Here is a 23,370-nt window from a genome sequence, read left to right as displayed (position 1 = left end):
CTGCCCCCTTGTGATCGACTCCTTCGCGGGCGGCGCGCGTTCTCTAGTGCAGCGTGTAATCTCGGACGTCGTACTGGCGGCGGAGTTCGCTCACGAGCCCTGCAATAGCGCGAGCCAGCGCCTGATTATCTCGCTTGGACATCCCTTTGGTTTCAATGGTAAAACCCGGGCAGTCTTCGCTCTCAAGAGCAGTCTCGAACTCAATCGAAAGAAGTTTTTCGCCGTCAGGAAGGCATTGAATTTCCTCCCAGACGAGGGTTGCGATTTGCGCCCACGTCTTTCGCTCACGCTGCATCTGGGCGACTCCCACCAAAGACTGAGTGTGCGCCTCGAGCGGGCTGCTGTCACTCACATTCGTGGCGGAGCCACGCGATGACCTCCGCCCGCCTCACGGGCCTGCCCGTTGTCAAAAACAGACGAACTTCTGGACCGCCGGCCAGCACCCGCACAATTCCCACATCACCTCTCCCAGGGATCATTGATGATGCCATGGAAGTGAAGGACTGCATCGCGCAGAGCCTTAGAGCCGCCTTCCAGGCGGTCAGCTTCGATCCAGAGCTCGCGTGGAGCTCCCGAGCCGCTCACCCGCACGACATTAACCGCAATCTTCCGCACAGGCAGAGCAGAGCCAGCATTCTGGTTAAGTCGAAAGATGAGCCCTCTCTGCTTAATACCCATGACTCTGACGTTATGAATTTTATCCCAGGAGATCCAATCGGTCGAGACACGTCTATCGAAAATACCGCGACGCCCAACGGAGACGACTACACCCATTCTAAACAGCTCGACCCCCATAATAATCATGTATATACCAAAGAACGCCATTCCAGACACTGTTATAAATTCGCCTACGCCACCCACAATCAAACTTTTCTGTTCGAACAGCATGGTGCGGACGTAAACAATGCCAGCAGACACAACGAAGAATATTGCCGTAATAGCAAATATCAAAGCCTCCTTTTTCTTAGAGATTCGAAAATCAATCTGATCTGGGTTGGGCATCACCGCCCTCCTCTGTCGGACGATGACGTTACCACGCCGCAGATCTCGCGGCATAAAAACTGCGGGGCTAAGGCGACATTAAGCTGGGGCGCTGACCTGCACCGGGCTCAACCGAGGAACATCACGCCCATTTCAGCCGGCTTCTGCCACACGACTTGGCAGCGCTACGCGTCGCCCTTTTCCTCCCCACTCCGCCCTCACGGCGATCCCATCCCTCATCCGCCGCAGGAGATGATCGTGGCTGAGACCCTCTCTGCCGCCCGCAAGCGAATGAACGACCGTCAAGACGTGCGCCTCTGTATGGGCGCTGCGAATAGGCGTACGATCATCGCCCATGAGACGGATGAACCCAGACTCCCTCTGGCACTGGTCGGAAGTCGCAGGACTGACGTTGCTCGTGCTCGGGCTTGCGATCGCAGAGGTGATGTAACTCCGCCCTCAGGTGGAGCGCACGCCTCCTTGGACAAGGAGGCGCACCGTGGCGACTGACCCGCGCCCGCGCCGCCCACGAGGCGAGCTTTTGCGTCCGCCGGCCTCAACCCAGTTGCCGGACGACAATGAGCGGAGACGGGGTGATCACTTCCATGTAAGTGCCTGGTCCGCGGGGCTGATCTGGGCCAGGAATCCCCTGCCAGTAAAGATCGGCTGTGATCTCGGCCCCCGGTCCGCCGCGCATCACCATCTCGGCCAGGTTCCAGTCGCCGTGGTGCATGAGCGGATTTCGCTCGGTGGTCTCGACCTCGTACAGCGGTTCTCTGACTCGGCTTGGATGCCGTGCCATCTGCTCTTCGACGTACTGCCGGATGTCCGCCTCAGTCGGGCATGTAAACACACATCGCAATCGCGATGGCTTCTGGGGGTGGCGACGGGTTCTGATCCTTTCGAGCACTTGCTCGCGGGAGAAGTGATAATGTGAATGCCGAGATATGCCGATCATTCGGCCGTAATGGCCGGGATGAATGATATCTCCGTTCTTCCGATAGTGTCGGGATGCATAGAAGAGACGAGCCATGATTGAGAGTGTGGCAGCCATGACGAGCGCCGTCTACCCTCCAGGCAGCGGGGTGAGCTCCATGCTGATCCGCCACCTCGTGACCGGCAGCTTCGTGCGTGGTTCGCAGCATCTAATGGGTTATGAAATCTCTGACGTCGTAACGACCGTAGAACCGATAAATTAGCTTAATAATTTTATGAGCTACGGCGAGTTTTTCATCGTCGTTGCCGCTCTGAAAGTTGACAACAAATCCAGGAAACTCTCGGTAGTCATGGCTAGGCGTAAACCTAAAACTTATCACGCGTTCTCCGCCGGGGTCGCTGCGAAGATGCTCCAGTATCATGTCGGCAATTTCCGACCGCGTTCTCCGCTCACGCTTCATGGAGGCGTTCTCCGCCAAAACCCGGGCGTGCGCTTCGGCAGAGCGACTGTCAATCACATTGACGGGATGGCGATCCGATGACCTCCGCCCGCCTCACAGAGCTGTTCGCTAGCAGCCCGGCCCGCCTCGTGTATGACCAAATAGCCGCTTCGGCGCTCATGGGTTCGCAGATCTCACCAGCTCCCGACGACTCGATGGAAGCGGTTCACGGCGGCGTGGAGCGCACCGAAGCCTCCCTTCAAGCTGTCCGCCTCAATCCAGAATTCGTCCGGCGCACCAGACGCATTGTTTCGCGCTATACTCTTCTGGTAATCTCGCAAAGGCAGAGAAGTGATTTTATTTTTATCAATACGGAAAATAAGTCCATTCTGCCAATTTTGGTTAAGAACACTTACATTCCTAATCGCACTCCACGGAACCCAGTCTGTGGAAACACGTCGATCAAATATACCTTTGGAACTGATGGACACGACGGCGCCTGTTCTAAGCAGTTGAAGCAGCATATAAACAGCATAAATTCCAAAGAATGTTGCGCCAAATATGGATGCAAACTCAACGACCCCGCCTTGAGACATGCTATTCCAGCCATCGACCCCAGGTCTTGTGAGAATGAGAAAAACACAACCTGCAAAGAAAAATGCTACGACGACAAGAACTGCAGCATCCATTTTTTTAGATTTTTTGAATGTGATTTGGTCTTCTTCAGCCATAAGCGCCTCCATTTTTCATTCGGCGACAATATCACGCCGCAGATGCAATGGCACAAAATTCGCGATTGCTTGCAACGCTTACTTCGAGGAGGGGCCACCATCGGCTACTGCGGTAAAGGTCTCGGAGGCAGACAGCTGATTTCAGCACCTTTCCACTTGGTGTTGGAGCGTCATCCCGCTCGCTACACGCCCAGAGCGCCCCGATCCCTCATCCGCAGGAGATGACCGTGGCTGACGTCAGCACAAAGAACCCCGCGCGGGTCTGCCGGATTGAAGACCTGTTCGCGGTCGACGGAAGCCCGCCGCCCGAACTGACGGAGGCTCTGACCGCCTACCTGTCGGCCTTCGCCGCCCCGGTGCGACGCGACGGCGAGATGCGCTGCCTCTGCTGCGATGAGCCGATCAACGGTCTTCGCGCAGCGCTCGGCATCGGCGTCGCCTGTCGGTGGGCGCTCACGCACGGCGAGGCCGCCTGTTCCGGCTGCGGCTGGCCGGCTCGCGGCATGCACTACGTCACGGATGCGGATGGCCGAAAGGTTGCGACCCTCCGCAACGTCTTCCTGGCCTACCACCCCGATCAGGTCGTGCGGGCTCCCGCCGTGGAGGCGGAGCATGCCTGACCACCTCTCCCTCCTCGACCTCATCAGCATCGCTGCCGCGGCCGTCGAGCTGCTCGTCGCTGCCGTCTGGCGGATGCCGGCGGCGGTGGTGGCCGACATCGCGAGCGTCTTCGGCCAGAGCCCGGCTTTCTCTTTCCTGGGAGCATGACCTTGTCCCGTCGCATCTACGTCGCCTCGTCCTGGCGCAACCCGAGGCAGCCGGCGGTCGTCGCCGCGCTGCGCGAGGCGGGCCACGAGGTCTACGACTTCCGCAACCCCTTCAATGGCGTGCCGGGCTTCGCATGGTCGGAGATCGACCCGAATTGGGAGGCGTGGTCGGCTGCGGAGTACCGGCGCCTGCTGACCACGCACCCGATTGCCGCCCCCGGCTTCGTCAGCGATCTGCGCGGCATGCAGTGGGCCGACACCTGCGTCCTCGTTCTGCCCTGCGGGCGCAGCGCACACCTGGAGGCCGGCTGGTTCTGCGGCGCCGGCAAGCGGTGCCTGATCCTGACCCAGGATGGTGAGGAGCCCGAGCTGATGGCGCTCCTTGCCACCGACATCTGCATCTCGCTCGAGGAGGTCCTGCAGCGGCTCGCGGGCGGTCCAGGCCCGCTCGCCATGGCTGCGGAGTAAGGCCATGACGACCGAGACCCAAGCCGCGGCTGCGGCCGGCCCGGCCTTCCCCCGCTTCGACGGCGCCGATGTGTGGGTCACCCTCACCAACGAGGAGAAGGCCGAGATCGGCGCTATCGCGATCGAGCTCGTCGTCACCCGGCGGCTGTGGCAGCGCGTCCATGAGGATGGGCTGAGCGACATCATCCAGCGCGCTGCGGGCGTCGCGCTCCAGCTGCTGCCGCATCTCCTCGACCAAGCCGTATCCGACGTGCTGCCGGACGGCGCGCTGGAGGCCGAGGACGGCATCACACCGCGCGTCCCGTCGCTCCTCGGCGGGATCTGCCGCGACTGCGGCTGCACCCAGGAGGACGCCTGCCCGGGCGGTTGCGGCTGGGCCGGCGAGGACCAGTGCACCGCCTGCGCGGCCGAGAACGCCCCCACCCCGGGCCGGATCGAGCTTTGACCCGGAGGCAGTGCATGGCCGAGAACAGCAAGATCGAATGGTGCCACCACACCTTCAATCCCTGGGTGGGCTGCACGCGGATCAGCCCGGCGTGCGACCATTGCTACGCCGAGGCCTGGGCCAAGCGCACCGGGCAGCCGCACCTCTGGACCGGCGAGCGCCGCCGGACCAGCGCCTCGAACTGGCAGCAGCCGCTCAAGTGGGACCGCGCCGCGGCCGCGGCCGGCGAGCGGCATCGGGTCTTCTGTGCCTCGCTCGCCGACTTCTTCGACAATCAGGTGCCGAGCCGCTGGCGGGACGATGCCTGGCACTTGATCAACCAGACCCCGCACCTCGATTGGATGCTGCTGACGAAGCGCCCGCAGAACATCGCCAAGATGCTGCCGGGCCCGGCGATCGGCGCGCCGGCCTGGGGCGAGGGCTGGCCGAACGTCTGGCTCGGCACGACGATCGAAGACCGGGCCCGGCTGCGGAACCTCGAGGCGTTGAGGGCCGTGCCGGCGCGGGTGCGGTTCCTGTCGTGTGAACCGCTGCTCGAGGACCTCGGTCAGGTCGACCTCACCGGCATCCACCTTGTCATCGTCGGCGGCGAGAGCGGCCCCGGTGCCCGGCCGATGCATCCGGATTGGGCCCGGTCGCTGAGAGATCAGTGCCAGACGGCCGGAGTGGCATTCCACTTCAAGCAGCACGGCCACTACGCCGAGGTAAGCCCCGAGGATCATCACCGGGATTACATCCGCGCGGCCAACGGCAAGGGCCCCTGGCCCTTCGATCGTGTTGTTGACCGCGATGGCACCGTCCTGCCTGGCGACAGCATGTGCATCGGGACGCGCGTCTACATGCGCCCGATGGGCAAGAAGGCCGCCGGCCGCCTCCTCGACGGACGCACGTGGGACCAGATGCCGGAGAAGCGCCATGTCGGGTGACTTTTCCCGTCTCGCCCTCAATGAAGCAGCGCCAGAGGCATCCCGGCGCTTGTTTAGTGGAATTCAGGCAAAATCCCTAGAACGTGTAGAGCAGGATCCCGGCAATACCGAGGGAGAAAGCTGCCAGCAGCAGAAGGCTGTTGCTCCGATCGTCGCGCCACTCCCGACCCGCGAAGCTGATGATAAAGATCACGGCGCCGACTGCAGCCATGAGCACCCCGATCATTTTCATCTTGCGCGACCTTTCAAGGATGTGCGTGCAAGACATGGCTATTGTGAAGCGGGGAAACCTACAAGATCGACTGCCGGGGCAGCGGCCGTGTGGATTGTGGCGCGGGGCAACCTCGTGCCGCCTGGGCTCCACGCGGATCGTGTCGCGGCCGCGCTGTCGCTCGACGGGCGGCGCCCGCTCTACGCGTTCGGCACGACCAACGACGCGGCGCCGATCCATCCGATGGCCCACGGCCGCCACGCGTGCCCGACGGCGCGCCGCTTGTGGTGTGGCGCAAAGGGGAGGGCAGCCGGTGAGCACCTTCGACACCATCGTGCTCGGCGCCGTCACGCTCTACGCGCTCTTCGGCGCCACCCGCTACGGCTGGCGCGCCTTGCACTGGCTGGGCTGCAGCATCGGCCTGATCGGGCTCGCACTGGCGAGCCTCGGACGCAACAACGAAGAGAGGAGGTGAGCCATGCGCAGGGCTGAGCGCATCCCCAGCCGAGAGGAGATCACCGACGAGACGCCGCTTCGCCTGGAGGCCGCTGCAGCCCTCGGATGGCCGGGCGGCGGGATGAGTGTCTCGACGCTGCGCCGCGAAATTGCACGGGGACGGCTTGCCGCAGAGCTGGTTGGCGGCAAGCACTGGACAACTCTCGCCGCGATCAGGGAGCTTCGTGAGCAATGCCGCGTCCAAGCCTCGGCGCCCGCCTGCAATTCATCGAGTCTGACGGCTTCTGGTACATCCGGGACGGGTCACGGCGGCGCAGCACTGGCTGCCCTAGAGAGGACCGCGCAGGCGCTGAGCGAGCACTCGCTGAATACCTCGCGACGAAACACGAGCCTAGCTTCGGCCGAGGCCATCCTGATGAGGTCAGCATCATCGACGTCCTCATCCTCTATGCGACCGAGCGAGGGCCGCACACGCGCCGGCCGGACGTCATCGCGAGCGCCGTCCGGCACCTCGGGCGGTTCTGGAACGGCAAGGTCGTAGGCCAGATCACCCCGGGGCTATGCACCGAATATGTGAAGTGGCGAACCGGGCAGGCACAGGCCCGGTTCACGAAGTCGGAAGCCCCGCCAAAGGTGGGGGACCAGACCGCACGCCGCGAGTTGGAGGTTCTGAGCGCCGCGATCGGGCACGCCTACCGGGAGAGGAAGCTGCGCTTCTTGGTGCCGGTCGCCTTGCCGGCGAAGAAAGAGTCCCGCGAGCGGTGGCTCTCCCGGTCCGAGGTCGCCCGATTGCTATGGGCCGCGTGGCGGCAGGACCAGGGCAAGAGCCGGCATCTTGTGCGCTTCATCCTCATCGCCCTTTACACCGGGACGCGCCACGACGCTGTGCTGCGGCTTCGGTGGACCCCATCAACGGACTCGGGCTGGATCGATCTCGACCGCGGAGTCATCTACCGGAAGGGCTCGGGCGAGAAGCAGACCTCGAAGCGCCGGACGCCCGTCCCGATCTCGAATCGCCTCCTGCCCCACCTGCGGCGCTGGCGCCGATCGAGCACCACTCATGCGGTCGAATACGCCGGCGGCCCGGTCGGTAGCATCAAACGCAGCTGGAATAGCGCCCGCAACGATGCCGGCCTCGGCCCCGAGGTCGTGCCCCACATCCTGCGGCACACGTTCGCTACATGGGCCGTTATGGACGGCTTGCCGTTCGGCAAGGTAGCAGCTGCGCTCGGCACGTCCGAGCGGATGGTGCAGCAAGTCTATGGCCACCACGCTCCGGAGCACCTGCGCGACGTCGTCAACGCCGTCGGCCGGCAGGCGAAGCTCCGCCGGATCTGACGCGTCGGAAGACGACAGGAACCCGACAGAAACGACAAGAATGGGTGAGAACGAACGGTGAAGAACGAGGGCTTGGCCAGAGAGCGCCGTAGGGAAGAACCGGCCGAGCGAAACGTTTACACCGAGAGGGTCGGCGGTTCGAGCCCGTCACCGCCCACCAACGGCTTCAAGGACTTGGCGGATTTTCGACTTGGTGGATTTTCCGCTGAAGGACTGAGGGCCTTCCCCCAGAAATCCCCCGAGGTCCCCGGCCACCGATCGGTGAGCCCGGGAGCCTCGGAGTTCGACCTATGCCGCGAAGGCCGCCGCGGCGCGCCCGTGCGCAGGATCCAAAGCATGCCGTTGAGGATCCGGCGGCGATCCCCCGCCGGTGAACCCCTTACAGAGACGCCCTGGACCCTCCGGAGCCGGCGGCCTCAGGCCGGCTCGTCCCGCAGGACGTGGTAGAGCAGGATGGCCGCGGCCGTGGCCGTCCCGATCCCGCCGAGCCGGAAGTCGCCGAGGCTCACCGTGAAGTCCCCGGCCCCGAGCACGAGCGTCGTGCCGACCGTGAACAGGGTCCGGGTTCGCGAGAAGTCGACCCGGTTCTCCACGAAGATCCGCCCCGCCGCGGCGGTGATCAGCCCGAAGACCACCACCGACAGGCCGCCGATCACCGGCCCCGGGATCACCAGGATCGCAGCGCCGAACTTCGGCGACAGCCCGAACAGGATGGCCACGAGGCCGGCTGTGGCGAAGACCAGGGTCGAGTAGATCCGCGTGACCGCCATCACGCCCATGTTCTCCGCATAGGTCGTCACGCCGGTCCCGCCAAGCGCCCCCGACAGCATCGTGGCGAGCCCGTCACCCAGGAAGGCCCGGCCGAGATAGGGGTCGAGGTTGCGTCCGGTCATCGCCCCGATGGCCTTCACGTGTCCCAAGTTCTCCGCGACGAGCACCACCGCGACCGGGGCGATCAGCCAGATCGCTTCCGGCTCGAAGACCGGCGCGGCGAAGCGGGGCCAGCCGAACCAGGGCGCGTCCGCCACCCGCGCGAGGTCGAGGGGCTTGGCGAGCCCGAGCCCGTTCGCCAGCACGGCGTACAGCAGGGTGGCGGCGGCGGCCCCGATCAGCAGGGGCAGCCGCCGGGCCGCCCCCGGCAGGTAGGCGGCCGCGAGGCCCACCGCCGCCACGGTAAAGAGGCCCACGCCCAGATCGAGCCCGGAGCCCGAGATGCCCTTCACGCCGATCGGCGCGAGGTTGAGGCCGATCGCCCCGACGATGGCCCCCGTCACGGCGGGCGGCATCAGCCGGCCGATCCAGGCGTCGCCCGCGAGCATGACCACCGCACCGATCAGGGCGTAGACGGCCCCGGCCGCCACGATGCCGCCGAGGGCCACCGCCAGGTTCGGGTTCGGGCCGCTGCCGCCGTAGCCCGTGGCGGCGATCACCACCGCAATGAAGGCGAAGCTGGAGCCGAGGTAGCTCGGCACCCGTCCGCCGACCACGACGAAGAACAGGAGCGTCGCGATTCCGGAGAGCAGGGTGGCGAGGTTGGGGTCGAACCCCATCAGCACCGGCGCCAGCGCGGTCGAGCCGAACATCGCCACGACGTGCTGGAGCGCGAGCACGAGCATCTGGCCGAGCGGCGGCCGCTCGTCCGGCTGGATCACCCCGCCCCGGGTGAGCCGCCAGCGCGGAAAACCCGGCTCCCCTCCCCGCCCCTGCTCCCTCGACACCATGCGGCCTCTCCCCCCGTCGCATCCACGCGGGGCATTAGAGCAGAACGCGGCCGCGCCGTAGGGGCCGGAATCCGCTTCAACCACCTCGCCATGGTCGCGCCCGGCATGATCATGCTCTGGCTCAAATGAGTTTGTAGAGACGCCCTAAGCAGGTTTCGGAACAGTGCCCCGCGATTTTCCGACAAGAACCTGCGACAGACCAAGGACCTCAGCAGGCGAAGTGGTGGCACGCCAACGCAAGCCTGCTTAGCCGCGCCGCCGCCCAAAATAGAAACTGACGTGCGTGGAAGCAGCCCCGCTCCTCATGCTGAGGTGCAGGATGTGGGTGGATGCGCCGAGTGGATGGATTCGATCCCGGGCTCCGCACCCACGACGATTCCGCGCTCGATCAGGGGCGCATCAGGAGAGCGAAACTGGAGCGCGCGCCCGGCCGGGAGTACCGTGTGGCCACTGGAGAGGAGGCGCCGATGCCAAAGTGCATGACCAGGGCGCTCGCACTTCTTGTCCTGCTGAGCCCAGCCGCTCTTGCTCAGGCGCGCGACACCCCGCAACGGAGCCGGGACGAGGCTCCGAACATGCCGCCCGCGCAAGAAACCATCCCGGAGCGCATCCGGCAGATCGATCCTGACACCACCGGCACCATTCCTGGTGCGCCCTCCCGAGACCGCAATCTGAGGATGCGCCGTCCGGCATCTCGCATTCTCATCGGGTGAATGAGGCAGGCACGGCCTCTCCGGATCAGGGGCCGTGCCGAGGATCGGGCCCGTGCTGCCGGAGAACAGGTCTGCCAGGCGTGCGGAGGTCATGAGGTCACTCCACGGCCTGGAGTGTGGACAACGCTCGTAATGGCTGCCACACTCTCAATTATGGCTCGTCTCTTCTATGGATACCGACACTATCGGAAAAATACAGATATCATTCATCCCGTCCATTACGGCTGAATGATCGGCATATATCAGCATTCACATTGTTGTTTCTCCCGCCAGCAAATGCTCAAATGGATCGGAACCCGTCGCCACCTCTACAAGCCATTGCGATTGCGCTGTGTGTTTACATGCCCGACTGAGGCGGATATCCGGCAGTACGTCGATGAGCGAATGGCACGGCATCCCGGCCGAAGCTGGCTCAGGCCGAGTAACGGCATCGGCGCTTGGCTTGCGATCTCATCCGCGTCGCTCTGGGCGAGGTCGATTGCACGGCAGCCGAGAGGGGCCATCCGGTGATGCCGGGTGCAGAATGGATGCAGCAGGCAGTCGCCGAGTTGACGCGTCGCTATCAGGGAGCGCGGGGCAGGCAGTCCAGGGGGCTCGACAGTGATCCGGCCATTATGTCCCTGGCGCCCGCCTGATCCGCCCGATCCCTGAGCCGGCTTCTCCATAGGGTGGACCATGTCAATCGGTCCGATCTCGACCCTCTGCGGAAGCTGAGCCGACAGCCGCTTCGCGCCACGAGCCGACCTTCGATCATGACATCGGCAGCGGTGGCCCGAACTGTCAAGGAAGAGTCTTCCCCGATCAAGCACAGCGCTCCGGCTGGGGTAAGCTCCGATGCCGAACGGCAGGGCTGAAAGCCCTTGAGGAGGCGACGATGACCTCATGCGTCAAGACCGCCACAAGCGACAACATGACACGGACATGGCACCCGGTGCATGCGCCTGAGCTCGCGTTCCCCTGGTGCGATCAGGCCCACGCCGATTTCGACTACGCGACCCTTGACGTCCCGGGGATCTTCGTGACCGGTGTGCGGTCCGACAGCGCCACGACCGATGCCGTCGTCGTCACCGCCAGCGACGTGACCGGCGGCACCACCAGCGCCGCCCTGTATCAGGGCTCGCTGCAGGACCTCGCGTCGGCGCCCGCGAGCCAGTGGAACGTGCTCACGCCGGTCTTCCCGGGCCAGACGGTAACCAGTTCCACCTTCTACGGCCCGAACACCCCCAGCTTCGACCCGAGCCTCGGTGATGGGGAGGTCCGCGCCGTCGGCAGCTACAAGTATGCCGAGGGCCTGTCGGGGCCCGACTTCGACCACGGGATGATCTACCAGGGGCCGGCCAACGGCGTCGGGGGCACCTGGACCCAGATCGACGCCACCAGCCTGGTGGGCGCCGGCGATACGCTGCTGGACACGATCGCGCACAGCACCATGGGCGATCTGGTCGTGGGCAACTACGACACCAGCCTCTCGACCGGCCACGCCTTCATCTACGACATGGCGAGCGACCAGTGGACCGACCTGAACCCCGCAGGCTCGCTGAGCGTCACCGCCTATGGCATCTGGCAGAACGGCGACAGCACCAGCACCTCCTATACGATCGCCGGGGGCTACAGCGACCTGAACAGCCTCGGCCTGGATGCGGGGTACTTGGTCGACTACGACTCCGCCACGCACGCGTTCAGCCACTTCACGACCTTCGAGTTTGACAACCAGCCGCTCGCCGCGCTGATCTCGCATTTCGACGGGATCACCGGCACGGCGGACGGCTACAACCTCACGGGCGACTTCGTCCGCGGCGAGACCGAAGGCGCGTTCTTCGCCCAAATCGAGCGGCGGGCGGACGGCAGCTTCGCCGAGCCGCTCTGGACCGAGATCGCCTACCCGGGGGAGGATGTGACCTTCACCAGCGGGAACACCGTTATCGACGACACGGTACTCGGCATCTACGTCGCCGGCGGAGAGACGCATAGCTTTGTCGCCAGCGCCGCGGTGCCGGAGCCCGACCCGCTGGCGAGCTGCGGGCGCAGCTGGGAAAGCTGGGGCTGATCGGGTTGCGCTCGCGGCGCGCTTGCTGAGGTGGGATTGGCACGAGCGCCGAGGTCCGGAGCGGGTCAGCCTCGGTCATTGCAGAAGGTGTAGAGGGCTACTTTCCACCATAGCGGCCCCCTCATAGCCAAGCTGATTGGGCTTTGACCCTGATCCGCCCGCGCCCGGAGCCAGTACGCCCGCCTCGCCGCAGCCACATCCTTTGGGGGCGTCCGGTCCGACATGCACCACATGCAGGATGAGGCAGCTCGGAAGATAGTAGAGCAGATTCATGCCCTGATCTGCGAGCACATCAATGAAGAGTTCATCCTCTGAAGTGCGACGATCAGCTGGGATAATTTAGTTCTGCCCCCAGGCTACCTTTCGAAGTCCTGCTTTGCGCCAGAACTCGCAATTGGGTCAGAAATCGGACTACATCCCGGACCACACAAATATCTGTGTATTTCATGTGAATTTCCCGGCTCTTTTGAAGGAACGCGGACCCGGATTTCCCGACGTTCAATTGCATTGGTTGGATGAACATCCGCTCCGCTGACGACCTGGACTCGCGCATTGAGAATCGTTCTACCATTACTGTCGAATAATATTATACTCGTGGTCCCAAGCTCTTTCCCGGTAATGACAAGCGTATTGACGTTCGTATGAGTTGCGTCGGCAACCTTAGGATCCCCTATCACAACGGCCTGGACGGGCCGCTTTGGCTGCAGGACCATTGTGAGGCCTCGCTCCAGTTCAATCACATCTTCAGCGGCAGCAGGACGCATCGAAGGGAGAAGTATAATTGCAACATAAGCGCCCAATAGTAGGTTGCGCAACATTTACATCCCTCTTTCCAGGCACTTTACTCAGGGGGCGTGGTCACCGCTTCCTTAGCTTCGGTGGTTTCACTGGGCCTCACCTTTGCCTGCCCGATCGCAGCTCTCCGTGTTGCTCCCGCTAGCTTCGGGAGGGGCATGCAGCTGGATGCCGTGCATACAGCTTCTGTGGTCTCCCTCGCCGTTCGGTACACCCTCACGGTCAGTTCAGGTGACCCAATCTGCAGCTGCTTCCGGAGAAACTCCCGCCCCGATTCGTCGAGCAGAACCAGATCCGTGACCCCATTCTCCTTCGCGGTCACGACAATTGTGCTCTCGTTCGCTACAGTGACATCCGCGATATCAGGATCTCCGACCACGACGGTACGAGCGCCCCGGCTGGTCTTCACGATTTCGACCTGCCCGGGTCTCAGCGCCAGCGAGTCGGCTGCTGATGCGCTGGTCACGATCGCAAGCAGCGGAATGATTGCGAACGCTCTCATCGAAAGCTCCCGTAGCACTTCATGAGTAGCAGGCGCGGTAGCCCCGACGCAAGGTGGCGGCCGGTCGTCCGTCATAGGCCATCGCACAGATTATCCGGAAAACGACAGAACGCCCGGAACCGGTCCAGCGCGCACCTGTACGCGACCTTGCATTGAGCCGGGGCCGGAAGGCGGGAGATTTCACGCTGAAATTCGGAGTTCAGCGCGCCGATTACCAGGTAGATGTCGGTCGTGTGACGGATGCGCTTTCCGTCAGCCCGAAGGCGGAGCCCGGGCAGCACGGTGCCAGGAGGAACTTGGCTTCGACCAGTCGAGCCGTGATTGTCCTGCGCGTCGCGAGTTTATGACGCGAGCGCTCAAAAACGGCAGACGTGCTGATCTTGTCAGATCTTGCGAGATTTGACGAGGTAAAACGGTCCGCGCAAAACGTCTTACTCCACCAACACAACCGTCTCGCTGGTCAGGATCGTCTTTGTCCCGGCATTGTCGCAGGTCGAGCCGAGGCTGGAATTGCCCGAAAATGTCACAGTCCGCCCGATCACCTGTGTGCATCCGCCAGTCGACGCCGAATTCCCGGTGAACAGAACATCAGACCCCGGCATGTAAACCGCACCCTGCAATGTGGATCCCGAGGTCCCGTTCACGACCTGGTTTGCTCCGGCCGAGGTCCGGCTGCCAAAAAAGAGGATGCCCGAGAATGGCCCTGAGGTCGGTGCCTTGAGATTGAGCACCGCGTTTCCGCCCAGCCTCAGACGCCCGCCATTCGCGAAGTAGAACGTTACGCCCGAGCCGGTGAGGGTGATGAGGGAGGTCGCGTTGAGGTCACCGCCGTTGACCGTCATATCCCCGTTCTCGATGATGTAGAGGCCCGGGGCGAACGTGACCTGCCCCTTCAGGTTAAGCCCTGCACAAAAGCGCATCGACTTGACGCCGATCGGGTGATTTTCGGTCGGAGTGAGCGTCGTTGAGGTGCTCGGCGTGCCCACGTTGCTGTTCTGGCAGGTTCCGAATGCTGCCGGTTCCACGACAGATGCATAAGGATCCCGGACGACCGGCGCGGAGGTCTTCACGGTCGCACATTGCGTCAGCTTCAGTTGGATCGTGGTCACCGCGCCGCCAACCGAGGAAGCACACCCGGCGCTCAGAGCAGCGGAACTGCCCGACATCAGGAATGCATCCGCTGCTGTCGAGTTGGAGGCGATGTCGCAGCCCTTCAGATTCACGACCGTTGAACCGGAGAGCGTCACTGCTCCCGATGCCGCGGGCGAGAGCGCCAGTACACACGCCTGCGATCCTGCGACGATGCTCGCCACGGCACGCGCCCTGATCGAAACCGGCTCCGACGAAAAGACGGACGAGAACAGCCGCGGGCGCACTTCCGTCAGGATGACTTCGAGACTGCTTGTGTCACCGGCCTTGATCCCGCTCGTCGGAGGGGAATTGGCGAGCATGTTTCCCAAGGAGGAGGACATCCCACTGTTCAGGGCAATGTTGAGCGCTGCCGCGTCGATCTGGCTCTTAGGATCGCCGGCTCGCTTGCGCACCCCTGCCGCGTGAGCGGAAAGATCGGCAGCGTGCTGCAGCTTGCGCTGGGTGAGATACCAGTAGCCCGTCTCCGCGCCGAGCCCCATCCCACCGATCACGACCGGAAAGGCCAGCGCTGCGATGACAGCCGCGGTGCCGCTCACATCCCTTTTCAGCGCTCGGCTCCTGCATACGAGCGCAGCCACAAGTGTTCGGATCGCAATCAAAGCTACAAACTCCGTTCCCTTTTTTCGACCCGGCCGACGCAGGCTGCATCAGTAGGTGTTCGCGATCTGGATCGCGGCCGGGGTGATGATCACAGCAAACAAGACGGGCAGGAAGAACAGGATCATTGGTACGGTGAGCTTGGGCGGCAATGCGGCCGCCTTCTTCTCTGCTTCAGTCATCCGCATGTCGCGGTTTTCCTGTGCAAGCACGCGCAAGGTCTGCCCGACAGGCGTTCCGTATTTTTCAGCCTGGATGAGACTGGTCACGACTCCCTTCACCCCATCGAGCCCGGTCCGCTCGGCGAGGTTCTCGTAAGCCTTTCGCCGGTCCGGCAGATACGAGAGCTCGGCCGTGGTCAGGCTGAGTTCCTCAGCCAGCTCAGGAGATTGCGGCCCGATCTCGTCGGCCACCTTTCGGAAGGCGCTCTCCACACCCATGCCGGACTCCACGCAGATCAGCAGGAGGTCAAGCGCATCGGGCCAAGCGCGCCGAATTGCCGTCTGGCGCTTGCTGATCCGGTTCTTCACGAAGATCGCCGGCGCATAATAGCCCAGGTATGCGACGGCCAAAGCGATGCCGAGCTTCAGGACGAATGGGCCATCGAGACGGAGGACGACGAACACGTAGAACATGGCCACGGCAAACATGACGAAGGGCATGATGAGCCGGACAGCCAGAAAGGTGACGACCGGTCCCTGTCCCCTATAGCCGGCCATACGCAGCCGCTGCACTACGGCGCCGTCCTCAGCCTGGCGCGCAAGATTGAGCCGATCGAAGATGTCCTTGAAGAGCTTCTTCGGCTCGGTTCGCAGCGAAGGCCCATGTCCGGCTTGGAGCTTGGCACGCTCCCGGATCCGGATCGCCTCGGTCTCGTCCGCGACCTGACGCAGGCGCGACGCGAGAGGGTCGCGGACCAGATACGGCCAGGACACCACCATGCACGCACAGAAGGCGGAGATCGCCGCTATGCCTGCAACGAGCAGGTCGGAATGGGACGTGAGCGCGCTGAGCATCGGCCGCCTCAGAAATCGAAATTGATCATCTTGCGCATCATCAGTGTTCCCAGGAGCATCCAGACGACGCACCCGGCGAGAACCGCCTTGCCGATCGGGGTCGTGAAAAGGAGCGCCATGTAAGCGGGGCTGGTGAGATACACGAGGGAGCCGACCACGATCGGAAGCGCGGCGATGATCCCCGCCGATGCTTTGGCTTCCGAACTCACTGCCTTGATTTTTCCCTGCATCTTCTTCCGTTCGCGCAGCACCCGTGAGAGGTTTCCGAGCGCTTCGGAGAGGCTTCCGCCGGTGCGGCTCTGGATGGCGATGACGATCGCAAAAAATCGAGCTTCGGACAGCGGCATCCGCTCGGGAAGCCGCTCCACGGCGTCTTGCAGCGGCATCCCGAGCGTCTGGTCCTCCACGAGTGCTCGGAACTCGCTCTTCACGGGCTCCTGAGCCTCTGCGGCAACGATGTTGAGGCAGTCGACCAGGGGGAGGCCGGCCTTGACCCCGCGCACGATCACGTCGATTGCGTTCGGGAACTCAGCCGCAAAGCGCTTGAACCGGCGCTTCCTCCTGGCACTGACGTACAGGTGCGGCAGGAGCATGCCTCCGCACAGCCCAAAGCCGACGGCCGGCAGCAGTCCCAGGCCCATCAGGCCCCACATGGCCAGAAAGGCCAAAGTGCCGACGGTGAGGCAAATCGTGTAATATGTGCTCTTACTCCAGCCGAGATCAGCCTGTCTGAGCCGCATCACCAGGGACAGCTTTGCGCTGTTCTTTGCCTTCTGTTTCTGTTCGGTTTCGCGCAGCAGCTCCTGAACGGAGCGCTTTCTGCGATTGTCATCGGATCCGGCGGCACGGGTCGTCTGCCCGGCTGAGGCACGAACAAGCTGGAGCCGACGGTCGAGCGCGGACGTGCGCGCGAGACGAGGATGAAACGCTGCGAGGAGCAGCCCGCCGGTGCTGAACGCCCCGAGGAAAAAAACGAGAAGGGGGAGAAGCACGATCGCGATCCCTGCCGGCTGCCCGGTTCAGGCCGGTATTGACGCGTGCGCTGCGTCGAGCGCTGCGGCGAGGCGCTTCTCCTCGCCGTAATAGCGGGCGCGGTCCCAAAAGCGCGGCCGGCCGATTCCGGTCGAGCGGTGCCGGCCCAGGATCTTGCCACCGGCGTCTTCGCCGAGAAGGTCGTAGACGAACAGGTCCTGGGTGATGATGACGTCACCCTCCATGCCCAGCACCTCGGTCACGTGCGTGATGCGGCGGGAGCCGTCCCGAAGCCGTTGAGCCTGGATGATGACGTCGACGGAGGCACAGATCATCTCGCGGATCGTGCGGGACGGCAGCGCAAACCCGCCCATGGTGATCATCGATTCGAGCCGCGACAGGCATTCGCGGGGCGAGTTGGCGTGCAGCGTGCCCATCGAGCCGTCGTGACCGGTGTTCATGGCCTGCAGCAGGTCGAAGGCTTCGGGCCCGCGCACCTCGCCGACGATGATCCGCTCAGGGCGCATGCGCAGGCAGTTGCGCACGAGATCCCGCATGGTGATCTGGCCCTGCCCCTCGAGGTTGGGCGGGCGCGTCTCCAGGCGCACCACATGCGGCTGCTGCAGCTGCAATTCCGCCGCGTCCTCGCAGGTGACGATGCGCTCGTCATGTTCGATGTAGTTGGTCAGGCAGTTGAGGAGCGTCGTTTTGCCCGAGCCCGTGCCGCCCGATATGACGATGTTGCAGCGTACCCGGCCGATGATCTGCAGAATCTGGGCCCCTTCAGGTGAAATGGCGCCGAACTTGACCAGCTGGTCGAGGGTGAGCTTGTCCTTCTTGAACTTGCGGATGGTCAGCGCGGGGCCATCGATGGCAAGCGGCGGGGCGATGACGTTCACGCGTGATCCGTCCGCCAGGCGGGCGTCGCAGATGGGCGATGCCTCGTCCACGCGGCGGCCGACCTGGCTCACGATCCGCTGGCAGATGCTGAGCAACTGGGCGTTGTCGCGGAAACGGATGTCGGTCTCGCGGATCTTGCCACCGACCTCGATGAAGATACGGTTGCAGCCGTTGACCATGATATCGGCGATGTCGTCGCGGGCCAGGAGCGGCTCAAGCGGGCCGTAGCCCAGCACGTCGTTGCAGATGTCTCCGACCAGCTCGTCCTGCTCCGCCGTCGACAGCGCCACCTTCTTGGCGGCGACGATTTCGCCGACAACGTCGCGGATCTCGATGCGAGCCTGCTCCGGCTGCATGTTCGTGAGCTGGGAGACGTCGATGATCTCGACGAGCGCGCCGAAAATCTGCTTCTTCAGTGCAAAATACTCGTCCGTTTTGCCTCCCTCCACGAGCTTGAAACGGGGTTCAGCCGCCTTCTGCGCCGCTTTCGGCTTCGCCGGCTCGGCAAGCGGACGCGGATTCTGATCCTGGGGCTTTGAGGCCACGACGTGGAGCATCGGGCGTTCGAGGACATCCTCCTCGAGTCCGTTTCTTCTGCCGAACATCGGTCTGTGCTCCCGGTGGCTTTAACCGTTCCGCCTTCGGGCGCAGCCGTTGAAGGCGGGAACGCAATGGCTGGCTGCTTTGGTTTCCTCGGCCAAGGGGCTCACAGCAGCTGGTTGAAGCCGCGCTGCACCCGTACCGATCTGGCTTCGATATCTGCGGGTGCTTGAACCAAAACCATTCGGCGTGATGGCCTAATACAAACAAGAAGCGGGGTCGCGCACTGGCTTCTACAGGTAATCCGGCAAGCTTGGCACTTTGCTTTGCGCCCCGGCAGCCGTGGTTTGTTATGCCCTGGTGGCTTGTCCCGTATCGCTGAACGGGGCTGCGCTCGCCCGATCGGTCTCATCGGCCAAGCTAACCACGGCGAAAGACCAACCGTCCGCTGATATCCCGACCAGACCACCTGTGAGAGCTGGTCATAACCGCACAGAACTCGGCTGTAACACTAGCTGCCTCGCCTATAGCACTTTCGTCCGCGCCTTAGACCATCAGGCTGAATGGGATTGGTGGCCGGTTTGGGTCATATACGGCCCACGTTCAGCGAGCGATTGATCAAACAGAGATCATCCGCTGGCGTTCCTCCTGGCAGAACCCATCAGCTACACAGGATCTAAGCTTATGACCAACCTTTTCACCCGCTTCGTCAAGGACGAGTCTGGCGCCACCGCTATCGAGTACGGTCTCATCGCCGGCCTGATCGCGGTCGTCATCATCACGGCCGTGACGACGATCGGCACCCGTTTGAATACCAAGTTCACTGCGATCGGCACTGCGCTGCAGTAACCCCGCTCCATCCCACGGAACGAGGAGCGGAGGGCTGCGCCCTCTGCTCTCTCCAGCTCCGGCGCTACCCACGCGAGTCCAGTGCAATGACAGTCTCAGATTTGGCGGCGCCCTGCGGCATGATCCTGTTCGCCTTCACGGTGATCTACGCCGGGATCACGGACCTGACGACCATGAAGATCCGGAACGGGCTCGTCCTGGTCCTTCTTCTCGGATACGGAATTTTGGCGCCATTAGCCGGCTTTTCGTTGCCTCAAATCGGCTGGAGCGCAGCATTGAGCTTCGGCGTTCTTCTGGCCGCCTTCATCTTCTTCGCTTTCGGATGGATCGGCGGCGGAGACGCCAAGTTCGCTGCGGCGACCGTCCTCTGGCTCGGGATCGACCACAGCCCTGTCTATCTCGTCTACACGGCGCTGCTCGGTGGGTTATTCACGCTGCTGCTCCTGCAGTTCCGGACGCGTGCCTTGCCAGCCTTCCTCAATGGCAGCACCTGGCTTGTGCGCCTGCACTCGCCCACCTCCGGCGTGCCCTACGGGGTCGCCATGGCTCTGGCCGCGCTGGTCGTGTTTCCGCAGACGCACTGGATGACGCCCCTTTTCTGAACCGAAGGTTCTGCAGCAATGCTCCGCCTTTGCCTCCTGATCGTTGCACTGGGTGCCGGGATCGCGGCCGCCTGGCTCGCCGTGAGCTTACGCGATCAGCCGGTCGCAGCCGTCGTGCCTGCGCCGGTACAGCCGGCGACACAGGACGTACTCGTCGTTTCGACCGAGCTTGCGCAAGGAGAACGGCTGACGAAAGAGAACATGCGGTGGCAGCCTTGGCCGGAGAGCGCGCTGAACTCCGCTTACGTGACTCGTTCGGCTCGGCCCGCCGCTCTCGATGAGTTCGCCGGCTCGACCTTGCGCAGCCGCATGGCGCCGGGCGAACCCGTTCAAGACGGGAAGCTTGCGGGCCTCAATGCCGGCTTCCTCGCCACGGTCCTCCCCTCGGGCAAGCGCGCGGTAGCCGTGCGGATTTCTGCGGAGAACACGGCCGGCGGCTTCATTCTGCCCAGTGATCGGGTTGATGTTATCCACACGTTCGCGCCGCAGGCCCAAGGTGAGGGCGCGCGCGAGCACCGCAGCCGCACAATCCTGAAGAACGTTCCCGTGCTCGCCATCGATCAGACGGTCGACGAAGCGCAAAAGGCCGATAAAGGCAAAGGGAAATCCGTCGTCATCGGCAAGACGGCCACTCTCGAGCTGGATTCGCGGCAGGCGGAGATCTTGGCGGCTGCCGAAGCTGCCGGCACACTCTCGCTTTCGCTCCGCTCCGCCGCCGACAGCAACGAAGTCCCGACGGCTGCTACGGAAGAGAGGATCCAGACCGTACGCGTCATCCGAGGTGGACGCAGCGAAGTCGTGAAGATCCAGTAACGGAGCTCCACAGTTTTGATGCAGCAGTGAGTGCCGCGACACGCTCGCGCGATCCGCCAAAGATTCAGGGCCCTTCAGGACGATGACGAACCTCGCTTTCAAGATCACCGCTCCGGCGCCGCAAGGCTGCCGAGCCCAGACCCTGGATACACTGCGGGTCCCGCAGATCTCGGTGCACGCATTCTGTGATACGCCGGAAACGGCAGCCACGCTGGAGGCGGCTTTCGCCGACCGGCGGATGTCGCGTGCCCATGCCAGCGTGTATCCCGGCGGCATTCCCGCCGCAGCCGCACATTACCGCCAAGCAACGACGCCGAATCTCCTGGTTTTGGAGGCGAGCGACGCCGGAAGCCGCCTTTTGGCGGACCTCGAGATCTTGGCCGAGGTCTGCGACCGCAGCACGAAGGTCGTGGTCATCGGGAAGGTCAATGACATCAGGCTCTACCGCGAACTCCTCGACCGAGGCATCAGCGAGTATCTTGTGGCTCCTGTCGAACCGGTGGGCCTCATCGCTGCTGTCGCACAGCTCTACCGCGACGCTGGTGCGAGCAAGCTCGGCCGAAGCTTGGCCTTCATCGGCGCGAAGGGCGGCGTCGGATCGTCGGTGGTCGCCCATAATGTGGCCGCGGCCATCGCCCGATCCTACGACACCGAGGTGATCCTGGCGGATCTGGACTTGCCGTTCGGCAGTGCGAGCCTCGCGCTCAACCTGGATCAGGAAAAGGGCCAAGGCATCGCGGATGCGTTGGCAAACACAGGCCGGCTCGACGATGTACTGCTGGAGCGTCTGCTGACGAAGTCCGGGGAGCATCTCTCGGTCCTGAGCGCTCCGGCCACCTTGGATCATTGCCATGATTTGGACGGAGGCGCCTTCGAGCGTCTGATCGAGGTCGCGCAGGCGAGTGTGCCCTTTGTGGTGCTGGATCTTCCTCATGTCTGGATGCCCTGGGCGAAGAGCACCTTGCTGGCTGCAGACGAGGTGGTCATCACGGCCACTCCTGATCTGACAAGCCTCCGAAATGCCAAGAACCTGATCAGCTTTCTGACGCAGGCGCGCCCGAACGATGCGCTTCCGAAGCTCGTGCTCAATCAGGTCGGGGTTCCGAAGCGGGCCGAGATCAAGGTCGACAAGTTCGCCGCGGCGCTCGAACTCGAGCCGGCGGCCTGCATCCCTTTCGAAGCTTCGGTCTTCAGCACGGCGGCGAACGAGGGCCGATTGGTTGCGGACGTCTCCGCGAAAGCCCGGGCCTGCAGCGCGTTCGATCACATCGCTCGAGTCATATCCGGTCGAAACGCACCGGCAATCCGCAAGGGCCGCTTCTCTCTCGAACGCTTCCGGAGGACCGGGCGATGATGGACCCTTTCGGGCCCCTTGCGCGAAGCCTTCGGACCGGACCTGAAGTGTCTGCGTGCCGATCGAGACGGCTCGGGAATTTCCGGAGCATCGCCGCGAGATGTTGCCGTTCGGAATGCGGCGCATCGGCGGTTGAGTTTGCGTTGTTTGCTCCCGTTCTGTTCTTTGCGCTCGTGGCAGCGGCCGATCTCGGCCTCGCCGAGTGCGAGCGGATGACGATTGACCATGCCCTGCGGGCTGGCGCGCAAAGTGCAATGTCGGATCAGGGAGCGTCCAACGTCCTCACGGTTGTACAGAGCACGGCCTCAAAGAACTTTACCCTGTCGGCCCAGTCTGCTCCGAGCACGACGTCGCTATCAGTGTCGGTGAACCGCTTCTGCGCCTGCCCGAATGCCACAACGGTTGCAGTGGATTGCCTGACAACCTGCCCTGGGCCAACCCCCACGTTCATCTACTATCGCCTGGAAGGAACGAAGGTTCATAGCACCATGATTCTGCCGCCGATTACGCTCAGTCCCACGGTTCAGGTGCAGGTCCGCTGACATGAGCGCTCTCCGGCGCTTTTGCGCATGCCGCAGCGGCTCGACGGCTGTCGAATTCGCGATGGTCGGGATGATCATGCTCGTGACGATGCTCGGCATCGTCGAGCTGGGCCGCGGGCTGAATGTCCGCAACCAGCTGTCGCAGGCAGCCGACTTTGGCGCACGGGCAGTTCTCATGAACAAGACAATCTCCGACAGCGGACTTGAGGCCGTGATTCGGGCGGCGTTCCAGGCTGCAAGCCCGGACCAGCTACAGGTCACGGTGGGAGCCGAGGTGGTGAACGGGCTGCAGTTCCGAACCGTCTCCGTCAGCTATCCTTTCGTGCCGCTGACCTGGGGATTCTCGACGGGTACGATCAACCTGAGCGTCTCCCGCCGAACTCCCGTCATCTGAAACCTGGATCCGGTCCGGATTGGTCGTCCCCTGTGGACCGGACTGACAGATGGGAGTCGACGCAGGCGCCATCGGGCCGCGGGAGTGGCGCAGGCGCGGCCGTACCGACCGACGCTTCAAGCTCCTTCGCTCACCAACCGCGTGACAATGCGTGACCGAGCC

At 63.5% G+C, this 23,370-nt stretch carries 27 protein-coding genes; 15 read left to right on the top strand and 12 right to left on the bottom strand.

The window, feature by feature from the left end:
* Positions 1-43 precede the first annotated feature (43 nt).
* The 4 genes from MNOD_RS18050 to MNOD_RS46780 form a co-directional block, all read right to left on the bottom strand.
* Positions 44-295 carry a hypothetical protein gene (locus tag MNOD_RS18050; RefSeq protein WP_157091500.1) on the bottom strand — a complete coding sequence of 84 codons (252 nt, stop codon included), beginning with the start codon at positions 293-295 and terminating at the stop codon, positions 44-46.
* 164 nt (positions 296-459) lie between these two features.
* Entirely contained in the window at positions 460-1,002 is a 543-nt protein-coding gene (locus MNOD_RS18045) for a hypothetical protein (protein WP_043748961.1), read from the bottom strand.
* A 535-nt stretch (positions 1,003-1,537) separates the two neighbouring features.
* Positions 1,538-2,035, bottom strand: coding sequence for a DUF2441 domain-containing protein (locus tag MNOD_RS18040; RefSeq protein WP_244424526.1), 498 nt, complete (start codon positions 2,033-2,035; stop codon positions 1,538-1,540).
* A 516-nt stretch (positions 2,036-2,551) separates the two neighbouring features.
* Positions 2,552-3,088 carry an STM3941 family protein gene (locus tag MNOD_RS46780; protein WP_157091499.1) on the bottom strand — a complete coding sequence of 179 codons (537 nt, stop codon included), beginning with the start codon at positions 3,086-3,088 and terminating at the stop codon, positions 2,552-2,554.
* Between the two features lie 227 nt (positions 3,089-3,315).
* Here MNOD_RS46780 and MNOD_RS18035 point away from each other — a divergent pair, with 227 nt between their 5' ends.
* Genes MNOD_RS18035 through MNOD_RS18020 form a run of 5 tightly spaced genes read left to right on the top strand, consistent with a single transcriptional unit; the run spans position 3,316 to position 5,694 of the window.
* On the top strand, positions 3,316-3,708 hold the full coding sequence (locus tag MNOD_RS18035; RefSeq protein WP_015930368.1) for a hypothetical protein: 393 nt from the start codon (positions 3,316-3,318) through the stop codon (positions 3,706-3,708).
* Positions 3,701-3,856, top strand: a complete 156-nt coding sequence (locus MNOD_RS48110; RefSeq protein WP_015930367.1) for a hypothetical protein — start codon at positions 3,701-3,703, stop codon at positions 3,854-3,856. The genes MNOD_RS18035 and MNOD_RS48110 overlap by 8 nt, the downstream gene beginning before the upstream one ends.
* 2 nt (positions 3,857-3,858) lie before the next feature.
* Positions 3,859-4,323, top strand: coding sequence for a hypothetical protein (locus tag MNOD_RS18030; protein WP_085984944.1), 465 nt, complete (start codon positions 3,859-3,861; stop codon positions 4,321-4,323).
* A gap of 4 nt (positions 4,324-4,327) precedes the next feature.
* Positions 4,328-4,768, top strand: coding sequence for a hypothetical protein (locus MNOD_RS18025; protein ID WP_015930365.1), 441 nt, complete (start codon positions 4,328-4,330; stop codon positions 4,766-4,768).
* 14 nt (positions 4,769-4,782) lie between these two features.
* A complete protein-coding gene (locus MNOD_RS18020) occupies positions 4,783-5,694 on the top strand; it encodes a phage Gp37/Gp68 family protein (protein ID WP_015930364.1) in 912 nt (303 codons plus the stop codon).
* Positions 5,695-5,770: 76 nt separating this feature from the next.
* On the opposite strand, the gene MNOD_RS18015 is transcribed toward MNOD_RS18020, so the two are convergent.
* Positions 5,771-5,920 (bottom strand): hypothetical protein, encoded by a 150-nt coding sequence (locus tag MNOD_RS18015; RefSeq protein ID WP_157091498.1) that lies wholly within the window; start codon positions 5,918-5,920, stop codon positions 5,771-5,773.
* Positions 5,921-6,218: 298 nt separating this feature from the next.
* Here MNOD_RS18015 and MNOD_RS48105 point away from each other — a divergent pair, with 298 nt between their 5' ends.
* Both MNOD_RS48105 and MNOD_RS18005 read left to right on the top strand, forming a co-directional pair.
* Positions 6,219-6,380 (top strand): hypothetical protein, encoded by a 162-nt coding sequence (locus MNOD_RS48105; protein ID WP_198157518.1) that lies wholly within the window; start codon positions 6,219-6,221, stop codon positions 6,378-6,380.
* 212 nt (positions 6,381-6,592) lie between these two features.
* Entirely contained in the window at positions 6,593-7,699 is a 1,107-nt protein-coding gene (locus MNOD_RS18005) for a tyrosine-type recombinase/integrase (protein ID WP_015930362.1), read from the top strand.
* Positions 7,700-8,115: 416 nt separating this feature from the next.
* Here MNOD_RS18005 and MNOD_RS18000 read toward each other — a convergent pair whose 3' ends face one another.
* A complete protein-coding gene (locus MNOD_RS18000; RefSeq protein ID WP_015930361.1) occupies positions 8,116-9,420 on the bottom strand; it encodes a solute carrier family 23 protein in 1,305 nt (434 codons plus the stop codon).
* A gap of 338 nt (positions 9,421-9,758) precedes the next feature.
* Here MNOD_RS18000 and MNOD_RS49170 point away from each other — a divergent pair, with 338 nt between their 5' ends.
* Together MNOD_RS49170 and MNOD_RS17985 are read left to right on the top strand one after the other, a co-directional pair.
* Complete coding sequence (locus MNOD_RS49170) at positions 9,759-10,133, top strand: hypothetical protein (RefSeq protein WP_244424525.1); 375 nt, start codon at positions 9,759-9,761, stop codon at positions 10,131-10,133.
* A gap of 874 nt (positions 10,134-11,007) precedes the next feature.
* Positions 11,008-12,180, top strand: a complete 1,173-nt coding sequence (locus MNOD_RS17985) for a hypothetical protein (RefSeq protein ID WP_015930359.1) — start codon at positions 11,008-11,010, stop codon at positions 12,178-12,180.
* 356 nt (positions 12,181-12,536) lie between these two features.
* Here MNOD_RS17985 and MNOD_RS50670 read toward each other — a convergent pair whose 3' ends face one another.
* From MNOD_RS50670 to MNOD_RS17960, 6 genes are all read right to left on the bottom strand, one after another.
* Positions 12,537-12,893, bottom strand: a complete 357-nt coding sequence (locus MNOD_RS50670; protein ID WP_425277512.1) for a pilus assembly protein N-terminal domain-containing protein — start codon at positions 12,891-12,893, stop codon at positions 12,537-12,539.
* A gap of 128 nt (positions 12,894-13,021) precedes the next feature.
* Positions 13,022-13,477, bottom strand: a complete 456-nt coding sequence (locus tag MNOD_RS17980) for a pilus assembly protein N-terminal domain-containing protein (protein WP_015930357.1) — start codon at positions 13,475-13,477, stop codon at positions 13,022-13,024.
* A 431-nt stretch (positions 13,478-13,908) separates the two neighbouring features.
* Positions 13,909-15,165, bottom strand: coding sequence for a pilus assembly protein TadG-related protein (locus MNOD_RS17975; RefSeq protein ID WP_050783366.1), 1,257 nt, complete (start codon positions 15,163-15,165; stop codon positions 13,909-13,911).
* Between the two features lie 111 nt (positions 15,166-15,276).
* A complete protein-coding gene (locus tag MNOD_RS17970; protein ID WP_015930355.1) occupies positions 15,277-16,242 on the bottom strand; it encodes a type II secretion system F family protein in 966 nt (321 codons plus the stop codon).
* Positions 16,243-16,250: 8 nt separating this feature from the next.
* Positions 16,251-17,234: a type II secretion system F family protein gene (locus MNOD_RS17965; protein ID WP_015930354.1), complete on the bottom strand. Its 984-nt coding sequence runs from the start codon at positions 17,232-17,234 to the stop codon at positions 16,251-16,253.
* A gap of 27 nt (positions 17,235-17,261) precedes the next feature.
* Entirely contained in the window at positions 17,262-18,719 is a 1,458-nt protein-coding gene (locus MNOD_RS17960; protein WP_015930353.1) for a TadA family conjugal transfer-associated ATPase, read from the bottom strand.
* Positions 18,720-19,338: 619 nt separating this feature from the next.
* On the opposite strand from MNOD_RS17960, the gene MNOD_RS17955 reads away from it, so the two are divergent.
* The 6 genes from MNOD_RS17955 (at position 19,339) to MNOD_RS17930 (ending at position 23,208) form a co-directional block, all read left to right on the top strand.
* On the top strand, positions 19,339-19,503 hold the full coding sequence (locus MNOD_RS17955) for a Flp family type IVb pilin (protein ID WP_015930352.1): 165 nt from the start codon (positions 19,339-19,341) through the stop codon (positions 19,501-19,503).
* Between the two features lie 119 nt (positions 19,504-19,622).
* Entirely contained in the window at positions 19,623-20,105 is a 483-nt protein-coding gene (locus MNOD_RS17950; protein ID WP_157091496.1) for an A24 family peptidase, read from the top strand.
* A gap of 18 nt (positions 20,106-20,123) precedes the next feature.
* Positions 20,124-20,918, top strand: a complete 795-nt coding sequence (gene cpaB, locus MNOD_RS17945) for a Flp pilus assembly protein CpaB (RefSeq protein ID WP_015930350.1) — start codon at positions 20,124-20,126, stop codon at positions 20,916-20,918.
* Positions 20,919-21,000: 82 nt separating this feature from the next.
* Positions 21,001-22,272, top strand: a complete 1,272-nt coding sequence (locus MNOD_RS17940) for a CpaE/TadZ family protein (RefSeq protein WP_015930349.1) — start codon at positions 21,001-21,003, stop codon at positions 22,270-22,272.
* A gap of 143 nt (positions 22,273-22,415) precedes the next feature.
* The gene (locus MNOD_RS43515) at positions 22,416-22,814 is read left to right on the top strand and encodes a TadE/TadG family type IV pilus assembly protein (protein ID WP_244424524.1); all 399 of its coding nucleotides are present in this window, start codon (positions 22,416-22,418) and stop codon (positions 22,812-22,814) included.
* 70 nt (positions 22,815-22,884) lie between these two features.
* A complete protein-coding gene (locus MNOD_RS17930) occupies positions 22,885-23,208 on the top strand; it encodes a TadE/TadG family type IV pilus assembly protein (RefSeq protein ID WP_198157517.1) in 324 nt (107 codons plus the stop codon).
* The last annotated feature ends 162 nt before the right edge of the window (positions 23,209-23,370 follow it).

The organism is Methylobacterium nodulans ORS 2060, from assembly GCF_000022085.1.
Taxonomy (GTDB): domain Bacteria; phylum Pseudomonadota; class Alphaproteobacteria; order Rhizobiales; family Beijerinckiaceae; genus Methylobacterium; species Methylobacterium nodulans.
Note: the sequence above shows the minus strand (reverse complement) of the source record. Positions and strands in the feature narration are given on the sequence as shown.